This window comes from Sporomusa sp. GT1, from assembly GCF_014634905.1.
GTDB lineage: Bacteria > Bacillota > Negativicutes > Sporomusales > Sporomusaceae > Sporomusa > Sporomusa sphaeroides.
The window spans coordinates 92,121-105,638 of record NZ_BMBX01000007.1; the positions used below are offsets into that span (position 1 = coordinate 92,121).

Genomic DNA, 13,518 nt, shown 5'->3' on the forward strand with positions numbered 1-13,518 from the left:
GGTTCATTCCAACCATACTCATATCGGAGGAACAGCATGAAAAGATTAATCGGACTGATCGTCTCACTCGCGCTGTTGACAGGCCTGCTAACCGGCTGCGCCGGCACTCCTGCGGCAACTGCGCCAGGCAAGCCGGCGGCACAACGCACTGAGCCGGCGATACAAGCCGCGTGGCCGCGGACGATTACAGACGCAGCCGGAAATAAAGTTATTTTAAAAGAGCCGCCGCAAAGAATAGCGATTCTTCATTCCCTGTATCTGGAATACTTTTTTGCCCTGGGAACACCGCCAATTGCATCTATGGGTGCTTCGAAGGGAAACGCAATGAAGGCGTTGGCAGAATGGGAGACGCTTAAACCCTATGCAGGCACAGCCGCCATTATGGACTTAGGCAGTGCCCGCGAGCTGAACCTGGAGGCAATTTTAGCAGCAAATCCGGATGTTATTGTTACTTTTAAAGGTCAGGGCCATTTAGCTGAAATTTACGACCAATTAGCGCAGATTGCGCCTGTCATTCAAATTGATTTTAACGCTTCCTGGCAGGACCAGACCCTGGCCTGCGCTGAAATTGTCGGCAAAGAAGCCTTTGCCCGGGATTTCATTGCAGAAACTGAGACAATTATTGCCACTGCCAAAGATAAGTTGAGCGGCCACCATAACAAAACGATTGCCCTGTTCCGCACAGATGGGAAATCATTTATCTCACGCGGCAACAAGGAGTATTACGAAACTTTCGGAATTACCAGGCCCCGGGGCTATCCGGATGATTATCAAACCTTATCCCTGGAGGCTGTCGCTGAGATGAATCCCGATTATATTGTTTTTCAGGATTCCACTCAGGCTGCGCAGACATTTGTAAAAGCGCAGGCAGCCTCCGCCGTCTGGCTGTCCCTGAAAGCGGTGAAAAATGGACAGGTCATCTATTTTGACGATTCCCTCAATACCTTTGGACCTCTTGCCATGCGGGCTGCGGCCGACAAACTGGTACAGATATTTTCAGAGAAATAATGAAAACGGACACAGACTGTTTATATAGCCTGTGCCTGTTTTTGCTCGTTAAGAACGCTTTATCATTGACGAAAAGAGGCAAAATCCGGCTATGAAAATGACATCCAAACCGGCCCGGACGGCTCAAATAAGTAAAAAAGGCCGCCCGTGGACAGCGTGGCTCATCATCGTAACAGGACCGGGGCTGCTGGCCCTGCTCATGGCGTTTTCCATCACTGAAGGGGCGGCGGAAATTCCGCTGTCTGCGGTATGGGAGGCCCTGTTTCATTTTGACGCAAAAAATACCCGGCATTTGATTATTGTTGATCTCCGCCTGCCCCGCGTTATTGCCAGCGCCCTGGCTGGCGCTGCTCTGGCCGTAGCGGGCGCCATCATGCAGGGCACAACCCGCAATCCCCTCGCCGATTCGGGACTAATGGGCCTGAACGCCGGCGCAGGTTTTGCCCTGGCCATTTGCTTTGCCTTCTTTCCGCACCTGGGCTATCTGCAAATTATCCTGTTTTCCTTTTTGGGCGCGGCTCTGGGTGCGGCGCTGGTGGGCGGCATCGCTGCCCTGCGCCGCGGCGGCGCTACCCCAATGCGGCTGGTATTGGCGGGGGCCGCGGTCAGCGCGCTGCTGGCGGCGCTCAGCCAGGGCATTGCCCTGTATTTCAATGTCGCTCAAAATATGATGTTCTGGACGGCCGGCGGCGTGGCCGGTTCCAACTGGGAGCAAATCAAAATTATGGCGCCCTGGATACTGGGCGCGCTGTTGGGAGCCCTCGCCCTTGCCCGCTCCGTCTCCCTGCTGAGCCTTGGCCAGGATGTAGCCAAGGGACTGGGGCTGAATACGATGATGAATCAGGTGCTGTGCTTGCTGGCCGTACTGATACTGGCGGGCGCCTCCGTTGCCGTCGTGGGTGCCGTTGGCTTTGTGGGCCTGATCATTCCTCATCTGGCGCGGTATTTTGTGGGCGTCGATTACCGCCGGGTTATCCCGGCCTCGGCGGTGTTGGGCGCACTGCTCCTGGTACTGGCCGATTTGGGCGCCAGGACGCTCAACCCGCCTTTTGAAACCCCTATCGGCGCACTGATCGGGCTAATCGGCGTCCCTTTCTTTTTATATCTTGCCCGCAAGCAAAGGATGGGACTATGATGACAAACCAGCTGCAGGCAAACCAAACCTATAAAAGAAAAATTGCTGTGCGCCACACGGCCGTGATTGCCGGCTGCTCGGTGCTGCTCATACTTTCTTTCATCATCAGCATGAACACCGGCTACACAAAACTGGCGCCGCTGGATACGCTGCGTACGCTGTTCGGCGGCGGCACGGCCAGGGAAAACCTGATTCTATTCGATTTCCGGCTGCCCCGGATTGTGATTTCCATCCTGGTGGGGGCAGGGCTGGCGCTGTCCGGCTGCATCATCCAGGGCGTCGCCAAAAACGCGCTGGCCGACCCGGGCCTGCTCGGCATTAACGCCGGCGCGGGCCTGATGGTCATCATGTATGTGCTGTTCTTCGGGACCCAATCCTTGCTGTCGGTATTCACGCTGCCGTTTCTGGCACTGTTTGGCGCCGGCATAACGGCGGTGATTATCTATGCGCTGGCCTTCAAGAAAGCAGAAGGTGTAGCGCCCTTGCGCCTGATTTTAACCGGGGTGGCAGTACAGGCCGGCATTTCGTCCCTGACCACCGTGCTGGTAGTCAAGCTGGCTGACACTCAGTTTGACTTTGTAGCAACCTGGCAGGCAGGCAGTATCTGGGCAAGCAACTGGAAATTCGTGCTGGCCCTGCTGCCTTGGCTGCTGCTCCTAATTCCCTATGTATTGTTCAAATCCCGCGTGCTGGATGTGCTGAATTTGGGGGACGATGTGGCCCATAGCCTGGGCGCGGCAGTGGAGCGGGAACGGCGCAGGCTGCTTGCCGCTGCGGTCGCGCTGGCCGCCGCCTGCGTGGCGGTCAGCGGCAGCATCAGCTTTGTGGGACTAATTGCACCCCATCTGGCGCGCCGGCTGGTAGGCCCGAAGCATGGGATTTTGCTGCCCACCTGTGCGCTGACAGGAGCGGTGCTGGTTTCGGCGGCAGATACCGCAGCCCGGATGATCCTGCAGCCCGCGGAAATTCCCACCGGCATCATGGTGGCCATTATCGGCGCACCGTACTTCCTCTATCTTTTGATGAAAAGCCGCTAACGAAAGGATGATCCAATCTGAACAGCATCGCAACAGAGAATTTGTCCGTTGCCTACGAGGATAACCTGATAGTGGATGGTTTGAATATGCAGGTCCCGCAGGGAAAAATTACAACCATCATCGGTCCAAACGGCTGCGGCAAGTCCACGGTGTTAAAGGCCGCGGGGCGCATCCTGAAACCGAAAAACGGCGTGGTATATCTGAATGGGAAGGATATCCGGCACTTAACAACCAGGGAAGTAGCCAAAAAAATGGCCATTCTGCCGCAGTCGCCCCAGTCCCCGGCCGGTTTGACGGTGGGCGAACTGGTGGCCTACGGCCGCTTTCCTTACCAGCGGGGCTTAGGCAAGCTAACCCTAGAGGACCAAAAAATCATTGCCTGGGCGCTGGCGGCCACAAGGCTTACAGAGCTGGAAACCACGGCGGTGGACACCCTTTCCGGCGGGCAGCGCCAGCGGGTCTGGATCGCCATGGCCCTTGCACAGCAGACCGATTTGATTCTGCTGGATGAGCCGACTACCTATCTCGATTTGTCCTACCAGCTAGAAGTGCTGGAGCTGCTCTACCGTCTGAACCGGGAACAGGGCTGCACCATTGTAATGGTGCTCCATGACCTCAACCTTGCCGCCCGCTTTGCCGACTACATGGTGGCCATCCGCTGCGGGAGCATTGTCCGCCACGGTTCACCTGAGGAAGTAATGACCGCAGAGGTATTGCGGGATACGTTCCGCATCGACGCCCGGATCATTACAGAACCCCGCACCGGTCGGCCCACCTGCATTTCCTACGACCTGATTAAAGATAACATTCCTACATGAAAGAAGGTGCCAGATGAAAAAGATTGCAATTTACGGCAAAGGCGGTATCGGTAAATCAACCACCGTATCCAATGTGGCGGCAGCCATGGCGGCGCTGGGGCTGACCGTGCTGCAAGTCGGCTGCGACCCTAAGGCCGATTCCACCCGCACTCTGACCGGCGGGGAAAACATTGCCACCGTGCTCGATACCCTGCGGCAAAACGGCGACGCAGCGCTGGACGACCTTGTGGTCAAAAGCAGCACCGGCGTGCTGTGTGTAGAGTCAGGCGGACCGGTTCCCGGCGTGGGCTGTGCCGGACGCGGCATCATCACAGCCTTTGAAAAACTGGAGGAACTGGATGCCTACGAAGTTTACAAACCGGACGTAGTGCTGTACGACGTGCTGGGCGACGTGGTCTGCGGCGGCTTTGCCATGCCCATTCGGGGCGGCTATGCCGACGAGGTGTGCATTGTCACCTCCGGCGAGATGATGGCCCTTTACGCCGCAGCCAATATCGCCCACGCCGTCAAGAGCTTTGGCAAGCGCGGCTACGCCTCGCTGCGGGGGCTGATCCTTAACGCCAAGAACATTGCGGACGAACAGGAGCTGGTGGACAAGGCGGCGGCAGAGATCCAAACACCGGTCATTTACCGGCTGCCCCGCGATCCGTTTGTGCAGCAGGCCGAAGCGCAGGGCAAAACGGTGGTGGAGGCTTTCCCGGCTTGCCCGATGGCGGCCCATTACCAATCGCTTGCCAAACTGCTGCTGGAAGGGGGCGAAATGCGATAAACGGGTTGAAACACTTGAAACGCCTGTCGGCAGTGAAGTCCAATACAGGCATAAAATTCCTGACGCCCGCTGTTTCCCCCGGCAACCACTGCCCGATGCGCATCGCGTCGGTAAATGTGAAAAATATCAGAGGCTTGTCTTCTTTACTGGTGGGAATGCCGGAATGCACCACCCACTCGCGGCTGTTCAACCCCCGGCCGGAGGGCCCGCAGGGCGAGCTGCACTGGCTGTATGTGCTGGATGCGCAGGAGGTGGTGTTCGGCTGCCGGAACGGGTTGATCGCTGCCCTCCGGACAATGGACAAAGCCGGGGCCAAGGCCATTCTGCTGATTGTCACCTGCGTGCCGGAGCTGATTGGGGAGGACATCCAGGCAATTGTCAGGGAAGTGCAGCCGGAATTGTCTGCCCGCGTCACCTTCGTGCTGCTGGGCCAGTTCAAAAACATCAGCTATCCGCCCGGTTCGTGGAAAACGATGGAAGCGATGGGCACGCTGATGGCGGCAAAAACACCGGACTCCAGCCGTGTTAACGTGCTGGGCCGCGCTCCGGGGGAAGAACATATCCCCCTGCCGTCCCTATTGCCGGCGCTTGCCGGACAAGGCCTGGAGCTGCGCTATCTGGCACCGGGCGCCTCCCTGGAGGATTTCCAAAGCGCGTCGGACGCTGTCCTGAATTTGGTGGTTTCTCCCTTCATGCAGCCGCTGGCCGCCAGAATGGAACGGGAATTTGGCATACCCTATATTGCCCTGCATACACTATATGCTGTGGAAAGCATCGACAAGGCTTATGCCGCCCTGGCAGAACATTTCGGCCTTGCCTGGGGCGATGCCTTTGCCCAGGAACGGCAGGAGGCCCTGGCCTGGCAAAACCAGGCAGCTGCTAGGCTTAAAGGCCTCCGGTATATATTTTGTCCCCGCATTGACATTCCCCTGCCGCTGGCCGTCTATCTTACCGGGCTTGGCATGGAACCGCTGCTTTTACATTTGGAGGAATATTATCCGGAGGACAGGGACTATGCCCGGGAGCTTAACTCCCTGGGCCATAATCCCTGGGTCTGCCGGATGGTAAATGCCCAAGCCGATTTGCCGGTTTTGAAAAAGCTGGCGCCGGATTTATGCTTTGGTTACCTGCCTGCTGCCCACCAACCCATTCCCTGCGTACCGGAGCTGCTTGATTTTTACGGACAAGTGGGCTATGCCCGGACCAGTCATCTGTTAAAAAGAATCTTAGGCGTAATGAACGAAATGGACGCCGCTGGAAAAGGAGGGACCGCCTATGGGTCTGCATCGTTTTAAGCCGCTGCCTTCGGGCCGCATGGGTATTCTGTGGACACTTGCCACCATTCGTGACGCCGCCCTGGTGGAATTTGGCTGTATGGGACATATGCTTTACAGCGGTGTAACGCTCAAGCGCGCCGGCGTACATGATGCCTGCCGGCTTTACTCCACGCATATCGACGAAACGGATATCGCCCTTGGCAGTACCGAGCGGCTTAACCATACCCTCGACAATGTGATAAAACGCGATCAGCCGCGGGTAATTTTCCTTTTGCCCTCGTCGATTCCCGAGGTGATCGGAACAGATCTTCCTGCTCTCTGTGAGGAATTGCAGCCCGAATATCCTGACGTCCGCCTGCTGCCCTTCGGCTACGGCGGATTTAATATCACCCAGCACCGCGGCGTACAGGAAGCGCTGCTGCTGCTGGCCCAAACGCTGCCGGTGGAAGTACGGCCGACACCACAGCCGACGTTTAATATTATTGGCTCCTGTGCTGATCTGTTTCGCTTTCAGGCCGACGCGCTCGAGCTGGTCCGGATACTGGAGGGCACATTCGGCATCAAACCGCTGTGCGTGCTGACCTCGGCTGCGTCTGTTGCCGACATTGAGCAGATGGGCGGCGCCCATATTAACCTTGTCATCCGGCGCGAGGGTGAACCTGCAGCCAGGCATTTGCAGCAGCGCTTCGGGACCCCTTATCTTTTAGGGCGGCCCTACGGCCTTGACGGAACCAGGCGGTGGCTGGAGGAAATCGCGCAACTGGCCGGCCTGACGGCCGATTCCGCTTTCCTCAGGGCCCAGCAGGAGCTCTGCCGGCAGCAGCTTGCAGCTATTATGCCGGCCTTCGCGCACATGGTTAGAGCGCATCCGGCTGAAACCGCCCTGTCTTTAGGCGGGCACGCAGATGTGGTCAAAGGCATTCTTGCTTTTGGCTGCGGCGAACTTGCCTTTGCCAAAGGAACCTGCTGGTGCGATTGTCCCGGGATGGCCAGCGGGGATATCCCCTATTTTGCGGAGGCCGAGTGGACGCGGGCCGTCCGGGAACACAAGCAGGGTATACTTATGGCCAGCGGCGAAGCGCTGGCCTGGGCGGACCGCAATCCGGAGCTGCAAATTTCCAACCCGGACATAAAATGGCGGCTGCACCCGTATGAACCGCCCTTGATGGGTTTTCGCGGCGCTGTACAGCTGGCGAATCTGTGGATTAACGAAAATATTGAGGATTAAAGGCGTACATGTAAAAGAGCACTTGCAGTTTCTGCAGGTGCTCTTTTCACTGTTATTCAGGCTGTCCCTCAGGTCCGGGTTTGAGGCCATGGCCTTTATGCATATGGCCTTTGCTGTTAATCATGTTATCCACCCGTTGCTCCATCTTTTCCTTCATTTTGTCGGCTTTCTCCACCGTCAGTTTACCAGCCTTTACGCCTTCATCAAGCCGCTGAGTCATCTGGGCAACCAGGAAGTCTTTAAGCTCCTGTTCAGAAACGCCCTGTTCATTGGCAATAGCCACTAAGGTTTTTCCGGCCTGCCGCTCAGTTTTGAAGGTTGCGGCATCCATTTTGAGCAGTGCTAAGAGTTCGCTGTTGTCAAACGCATGCCCCCGCATATGTCCCGGTCCCATATGCATAGGCCCTTGGCCATTAATCATAGCTGCAACCCGGGCAGGCATATCGGCCTTGATTTTTTCAGCTTTTTCCGCTGTCAGCTTACCGGTTTTTACGCCTTCGTCAAGCCGCTGAGTCATCTGTTCTGTCAGGAAATTTTGGAGTGACTGTTCCGACACCCCCTGCTCTTTCGCAATAGCTGCTAAGGTTTTCCCGGCCTGCCGCTCATTTTTGAAGGTTGCGGCATCCATTTTAAGCAGTGCTAAGAGTTTGCTGTTGTCAAACGCATGCCCCCGCATATGTCCCGGTCCCATATGCATAGGCCCTTTGCCATTAATCATATCGGCAACCCGGGCAGGCATATCGGCCTTGATTTTCTCAGCTTTTTCCGCTGTCAGCTTACCTGTTTTTACGCCTTCGTCAAGCCGCTGGGTCATTTGTTCTATCAGGAAATTTTGGAGTGACTGTTCCGACACCCCCTGCTCTTTCGCAATAGCTGCCAGGGTTTTGCCCTCTTTCATGGCAGCACGAAACGCTGCTTCATCCATTTTCAGAAAAGCCAATAACTTAGTCTGGCTTTCTTTAAAACCTTTCATGCCATGCCGGTCAGGTCTGTCGGCTTTGTGGGCAATACCGCTTCTTTTGCCATTTGCTATATCTTGCTGGTCTGCAGTTACCGCCGCCATTGCGATACCATTTACCGTAATCATGGCGGCAATACCAAGGGCCACATACCATTTTTTATTCTTGTTCATATACAATCAACCATCCTCTCATCACTTTTTTTCGGGTATGATTGTATTATGAACTGCCGATTTTATAATTTCATTAGAAAAAAGCACCAAATATTATTTTTCTCTTTCAGCGGCCACAGGACACTCGCCGGCGTCATCCCTTTTGTGCCAGTTCAAAAAGACCAGCCCCCCCAGCGCCAGCAGTACGCCCCCGGTAATGAGAAACACCGGCCTGATGCCAATCCAGAAGCTGACCATACCGCCAATCAGCGGCCCGGTCATCGAGCCCAGGTGGTTGGCTGTTGTCGTCAGGCCAAATACCCGCCCCCGCGAATTCGGATCGGTGCAGGAAACGGCAATGGTATTAATAGCGGGAAAAACACCGACAACAAATAATCCATACAGGAATTGCAGTACGCTAAACTGATAAATATCGGCGGAAAAATACTGGGAAAAGCTAAACATACCGGCCCCCAGAAAGGCGATGGTCAATACTTGGGCAAACCCCCGCCGCTGGCCGATCCGTCCCCACAGCGGCGCTGCAATCGCCCCGGCAATACCGGCCAAACTATACACGATGCCGGCTGTCAGCGCAGCCCCTTCCATTGTCCCCTGCAATTCGGATATATACAGGGCAATCAGTGGCTGCAACAGCATGGCGACGGTTTGCACCGCGAACAGCAAACACAGCATTTGCACCAGCTGGCGATTGGCAAACGCTGTCTTCAAATCATCCAGCATACCGCCTTCCTGTACGGCAGTTGCGTTATTTTCCGGCTCTTTCACCAGCATCCCGGCAATAACGGTTCCCCCGAAAATAATCGCCGCAGCAATAACAAAAGAAAATCGCATACCAAAAATATGTGACAGACTCCCTCCCAGCAAGGGGCCGACAATACCGCCAATCAGCAGGGTTGTCTGCATAATTCCCAGACTGAAGCCCATATGCTCTTTGGGCGTTGACGCCGCCACGATGGCCATAGCTGCCGGCACAAACCCGCTGGCAACCCCCTGCAGCAGTCTGACAATCAATAATTCAACAGGATTTCTAACCAAATACCCTAAAAAGTAGACAAAGGCCAGGCTAAACCCTGCCCGCAGCAGCATCCGCCGCCGCCCGCTTTTATCGGCACACCGTCCCCAGTAGGGAGCCAGAAAAGCCGACACCAAAAAGGAACTGGAAAGCACCAGACCTGACCACATATTTACATTCTCCGGACTTGCGCCAATATCCAAAAGATATAAAGGCAGGAAGGGTACCAGCATGGTATAGCTGGCCCCTGACAGCATAACCGCCAAAGCCAGGGTCCAGAGATTCTTGCGCCACTTCAACTACAGGACTCCTCTCCTACTCCGTTTGCAAGCCCTGTGGGGCAGCCCGGCCATCGCGGCAGCTCCATAGGACTAATATGTTTTTTTTGTTTCAATATTGTAGCTTTTGAGTTTACGATACAAGGTACTCCGGTCCATCCCCAGCAGTTCTGCCGTGCGCGAGATATTGGAATTGCACTTTTCCAAAGCCGCTACAATTTCCGCCACCTCCGGCCTTCTGACCGTCACAGCCGCATCGGGGCCGGTGTCCTCCCGGTCATCCCAGTATTGCTTCACCACATCAACGGTGATGACCTGTTCGTTGCAAATAATAATCAGCCGCTCAAGGAAATACATTAATTCCCGGACATTGCCGGGCCAGTCATACTCCTGTAAATACCGGTATACTGCCGGTACTATTTCCACTTGTTTATTGTACTTTGCCGTAAACTGACGGACGAAATACTGTGCCAGGCAGGCAATATCGGCACTCCTTTTGCGCAGCGGCGCCAGGTTCAAGGTCAGCACTTTAAACCGGTAAAACAAATCCTGGCGAAACTGCCCTTCTTTGACCAAATCGCCCAGCTTCTTATTTGTGGCAGCAATAATCCTGACATCTATCGGAATATATTTGTCGTCACCCAGCCGCATAACCTGCCGTTCCTGCAATACTCTTAGCAGGCGGCTTTGTCCGTATTTATCCATTTCCGATATTTCATCAAGAAAAATCGTGCCACGGTGCGCCATTTCAAATAACCCCGGTTTGCCTTTTTTCGCGGCGCCGGTAAACGCTCCCTCGACATAGCCAAACAGCTCGCTTTCCAACAGATTGGCAGGCAAGGCGGCACAATTGACGGCAACAAACGGTCCGTGTTTGCGACAGCTTTCATTATGAATACTTTGCGCAAACAATTCCTTGCCTGTTCCCGATTCGCCAAAAATCAAAACCGTGGCATTATCCACCAGCGCCATCTCCCGGGCAATGCGCTTGCTTTCCTTTAGCTGCGGGGAGCTGCCGATAATATCGGTAAAACGATAGCTGGCGACAAACCGCCTGGCAAGCACCTGGTTGCGGATTTTGGCCTCAAGCTCCTGAATATGCGTAATATCCTGAAAAGTAATGATAGCGCCTGTCAGCTGGCTGTCAACAATAACAGGCGCAATATTATACGTAAGCCAAATGCTGCCTTGCTGCACGGTTTGGCCGGTAATGCGCTTCCGTTTGGCCAGACAGAGGTCCACCTCGATGCCGCTCAGCACCTGATCAATTTGCTTGCCGACAATCTCCGGTGCAGAAATTTTCAGCAAAGTTTCGGCAGCCGGATTAAAAACCTCCACCGTCTTTTGCGGATTAATACTAATAATGCCTTCCAGGGAATAATCGGCTAAAGCTTTGAATTTTTGCGCCTGTTCTTTTTCTATCTTTCTGGCCTGAATGATCTTCTCGGCTTCAGCAAAAGCCGTCCTGATGGAAAATTCCCCTGACCGGATAAGATGATGGGTCAGCCCCTGTTTGGCGGCAAGCAGCACTGTCTTGATGCCGCCTACCACAATATCGGCGTCCGATTGGGCCACTTCCGCGATCCGGGCAGGAATGTCCTCACTTGTTTCCAGGCGATAGATGGTCAGGTTGATGCCCAGTATCGCCGAAAGGCTTTCAATATCATAGACCATATTGTCAAAAGCCACCATCGCCACTTGTGGACGGTCCAAGGCGGTAATCTTTTTGGCTTCATAAAAAACCTGCGCCAAATCCTGGCCGCTGATGGGTATCTCGACAACAGGAATCTGAATCCGGGCTTTAATAATAACCCTGGCGGTACCGCCCCGGCTGATAATAACAGAAACATCCTGCTGTTCCAAGGCTTTGGCCAGACGGACCGCCCGTTTAAGCCTTGCCAGATAGATGACCACACGGTCTGCTATCCCCAGTTCATGGATGATTTTCCTGCCCTGTAAAAACAATTGTTTATCCGGAGCAATAAACGCAATTTTAACCATACAGCAACTCCTTGCCAGTATAAGTACTATGCTCATTCTAACGCAACTTTTGCAACAAAACAACAACATTTGTTGCTTTTAGTCAGCTTGCCCTGCCGGAGATGCAGCAAATTCCGGCTTGGCATAATTATTGCAAGAGAAATAGGTACAACAAACAACAATGCAAGCCGTTCCCCGTAAACCTGTAATAGAATAGCTTGATTAACTTGCTAAAAGGAGAATTGCTATGTCATCGATTTCCCCAGAAGCGCCGCTCTACATCAAGGTGCACACAGCAGACAATGTCGCCATTATTGTCAATACCGGCGGTTTGCCTGAAGGCACGGTATTTCCCTGCGGGCTTGCGCTAAAAGAACATGTACCCCAGGGCCATAAAGTGGCTTTAACCGACCTGCCTCAGGGTGAAGCCATTATCCGTTATGGCGAAATTATCGGCTATGCCGTTCGCCCGATTGCCCAGGGCAGTTGGATTGAAGAGTCGTTAGTGACCTTACCCACTCCGCCTGAATTGGAGGAATTGCCGCTGGCCACCAAAGTGCCTGCGCCGCTGCCGCCATTAGCAGGCTGTACCTTCGAAGGCTTCCGCAACGCCGACGGCAGTGCCGGCACCAAAAACCTGCTGGGCATAATCACAAGTGTTCAATGTGTCACCGGGGTTGTCAATTATGCGGTTAACAAGATCAAAACAGAGCTTTTGCCAAAATACCCTAATGTTGATGATGTTGTGGCGGTAAATCATAATTACGGCTGCGGGGTGGCCATTAATGCCCCGGAAGCCGTTGTCCCCATCCGCACAATCCGCAATCTGGCCCTGCATCCCAACTTTGGCGGCCAGGTAATGGTGGTTGGCCTGGGCTGTGAAAAACTGCTGCCCGAACAGGTGATTCCCGGCCATGACAAGTCCAGTATCCTGGTGCTGCAGGAGCAGCAGGGCTTCAGCAAAATGGTGGACGCCATTCTCGCGATGGCTGAAGCACGCTTACTGCAATTAAACCAGCGCCGGCGGGTTACCTGTCCTGTGTCTGATCTGGTCATTGGCCTGCAATGCGGCGGCAGTGACGCCTTTTCCGGCGTGACCGCCAATCCGGCGGTAGGTTATGCCGCAGACTTGCTGGTACGTGCCGGTGCAACCGTCATGTTCTCGGAAGTCACCGAGGTGCGGGATGCCATTCATTTGCTGACCCCCCGGGCGGTAAATGAGGAAGTAGGGCGCGCCCTGCTGCGCGAAATGAAGTATTATGACAACTATTTAGCCCTCGGCCAAGCCGACCGCAGCGCCAATCCGGCTCCAGGCAACAAAAAAGGCGGATTAGCCAATGTTGTTGAAAAAGCGTTGGGCTCTATTGCCAAATCAGGTTCCAGCGCCATCGACGGTGTTTTGTCGCCTGGTGAAAAAGCCAGCCAAAAAGGTCTGATTTATGCGGCCACACCGGCCAGCGATTTTGTCTGCGGTACCTTACAGCTGGCATCAGGCATCCATCTGCAGGTCTTTACCACCGGCCGCGGCACACCGTATGGCCTGGCAATGGCACCGGTAATCAAGGTAGCCACCCGCAATGCCCTGGCCGAGCAATGGCCTGACATTATGGATGTAAACGCCGGACGTATTGCTACCGGCGAAGCCACGATTGAAGAGGTGGGCTGGGAAATTTTCCGCCTGCTGCTGGAGGTTGCCAGCGGCCGCAAACAAACCTGGGCCGACCATTGGGGTATTCATAATGACCTGTGTCTGTTTAACCCCGCCCCGGTAACCTGATCCACAGCAGCGTAACAAGCAAACAATCAATAAAAGGACGTGCCGCAAACATAAAGCAGCACGTCCT

The 13,518-nt window shown here is 54.6% G+C and carries 11 protein-coding genes; 8 read left to right on the forward strand and 3 right to left on the reverse strand.

Translation table 11 applies throughout. The features are described 5' to 3' along the window. Positions 1–36: 36 nt before the first annotated feature. The 7 genes from GT1_RS10655 (at position 37) to GT1_RS10685 (ending at position 7,272) form a co-directional block, all read left to right on the forward strand. Entirely contained in the window at positions 37–1,008 is a 972-nt protein-coding gene (locus GT1_RS10655; protein WP_188398686.1) for an ABC transporter substrate-binding protein, read from the forward strand. A 97-nt stretch (positions 1,009–1,105) separates the two neighbouring features. Then, on the forward strand, positions 1,106–2,143 hold the full coding sequence (locus GT1_RS10660; protein WP_376742005.1) for a FecCD family ABC transporter permease: 1,038 nt from the start codon (positions 1,106–1,108) through the stop codon (positions 2,141–2,143). Further along, positions 2,143–3,180: an iron ABC transporter permease gene (locus GT1_RS10665; protein ID WP_188398757.1), complete on the forward strand. Its 1,038-nt coding sequence runs from the start codon at positions 2,143–2,145 to the stop codon at positions 3,178–3,180. The genes GT1_RS10660 and GT1_RS10665 overlap by 1 nt, the downstream gene beginning before the upstream one ends. Positions 3,181–3,197: 17 nt before the next feature. Next, positions 3,198–3,998 (forward strand): ABC transporter ATP-binding protein, encoded by an 801-nt coding sequence (locus GT1_RS10670; RefSeq protein ID WP_188398756.1) that lies wholly within the window; start codon positions 3,198–3,200, stop codon positions 3,996–3,998. Between the two features lie 13 nt (positions 3,999–4,011). Beyond that, entirely contained in the window at positions 4,012–4,767 is a 756-nt protein-coding gene (locus tag GT1_RS10675; RefSeq protein WP_188398688.1) for an AAA family ATPase, read from the forward strand. Positions 4,768–4,781: 14 nt separating this feature from the next. Continuing rightward, the gene (locus GT1_RS10680; protein WP_223226174.1) at positions 4,782–6,062 is read left to right on the forward strand and encodes a nitrogenase component 1; all 1,281 of its coding nucleotides are present in this window, start codon (positions 4,782–4,784) and stop codon (positions 6,060–6,062) included. Further along, a complete protein-coding gene (locus GT1_RS10685) occupies positions 6,043–7,272 on the forward strand; it encodes a nitrogenase component 1 (RefSeq protein WP_188398689.1) in 1,230 nt (409 codons plus the stop codon). The genes GT1_RS10680 and GT1_RS10685 overlap by 20 nt, the downstream gene beginning before the upstream one ends. Before the next feature lie 52 nt (positions 7,273–7,324). Here GT1_RS10685 and GT1_RS10690 read toward each other — a convergent pair whose 3' ends face one another. The 3 genes from GT1_RS10690 to GT1_RS10700 form a co-directional block, all read right to left on the reverse strand. After that, positions 7,325–8,404, reverse strand: a complete 1,080-nt coding sequence (locus GT1_RS10690) for a hypothetical protein (RefSeq protein WP_188398690.1) — start codon at positions 8,402–8,404, stop codon at positions 7,325–7,327. 93 nt (positions 8,405–8,497) lie between these two features. After that, positions 8,498–9,715: an MFS transporter gene (locus tag GT1_RS10695; protein WP_075757731.1), complete on the reverse strand. Its 1,218-nt coding sequence runs from the start codon at positions 9,713–9,715 to the stop codon at positions 8,498–8,500. Between the two features lie 72 nt (positions 9,716–9,787). After that, positions 9,788–11,695, reverse strand: coding sequence for a sigma 54-interacting transcriptional regulator (locus GT1_RS10700; RefSeq protein ID WP_188398691.1), 1,908 nt, complete (start codon positions 11,693–11,695; stop codon positions 9,788–9,790). Positions 11,696–11,921: 226 nt separating this feature from the next. On the opposite strand from GT1_RS10700, the gene garD reads away from it, so the two are divergent. Next, positions 11,922–13,451, forward strand: a complete 1,530-nt coding sequence (garD, locus tag GT1_RS10705) for a galactarate dehydratase (RefSeq protein ID WP_223226175.1) — start codon at positions 11,922–11,924, stop codon at positions 13,449–13,451. The last annotated feature ends 67 nt before the right edge of the window (positions 13,452–13,518 follow it).

Coding starts and splice junctions, on each gene's coding strand:
- GT1_RS10655 (WP_188398686.1), top strand. CDS start 37: ATGAAAAGATTAATCGGACTGATCGTCTCACTCGCGCTGTTGACAGGC.
- GT1_RS10660 (WP_376742005.1), top strand. CDS start 1,106: ATGACATCCAAACCGGCCCGGACGGCTCAAATAAGTAAAAAAGGCCGC.
- GT1_RS10665 (WP_188398757.1), top strand. CDS start 2,143: ATGACAAACCAGCTGCAGGCAAACCAAACCTATAAAAGAAAAATTGCT.
- GT1_RS10675 (WP_188398688.1), top strand. CDS start 4,012: ATGAAAAAGATTGCAATTTACGGCAAAGGCGGTATCGGTAAATCAACC.
- GT1_RS10685 (WP_188398689.1), top strand. CDS start 6,043: ATGGGTCTGCATCGTTTTAAGCCGCTGCCTTCGGGCCGCATGGGTATT.
- GT1_RS10690 (WP_188398690.1), bottom strand. CDS start 8,404: ATGAACAAGAATAAAAAATGGTATGTGGCCCTTGGTATTGCCGCCATG.
- GT1_RS10700 (WP_188398691.1), bottom strand. CDS start 11,695: ATGGTTAAAATTGCGTTTATTGCTCCGGATAAACAATTGTTTTTACAG.
- garD (WP_223226175.1), top strand. CDS start 11,922: ATGTCATCGATTTCCCCAGAAGCGCCGCTCTACATCAAGGTGCACACA.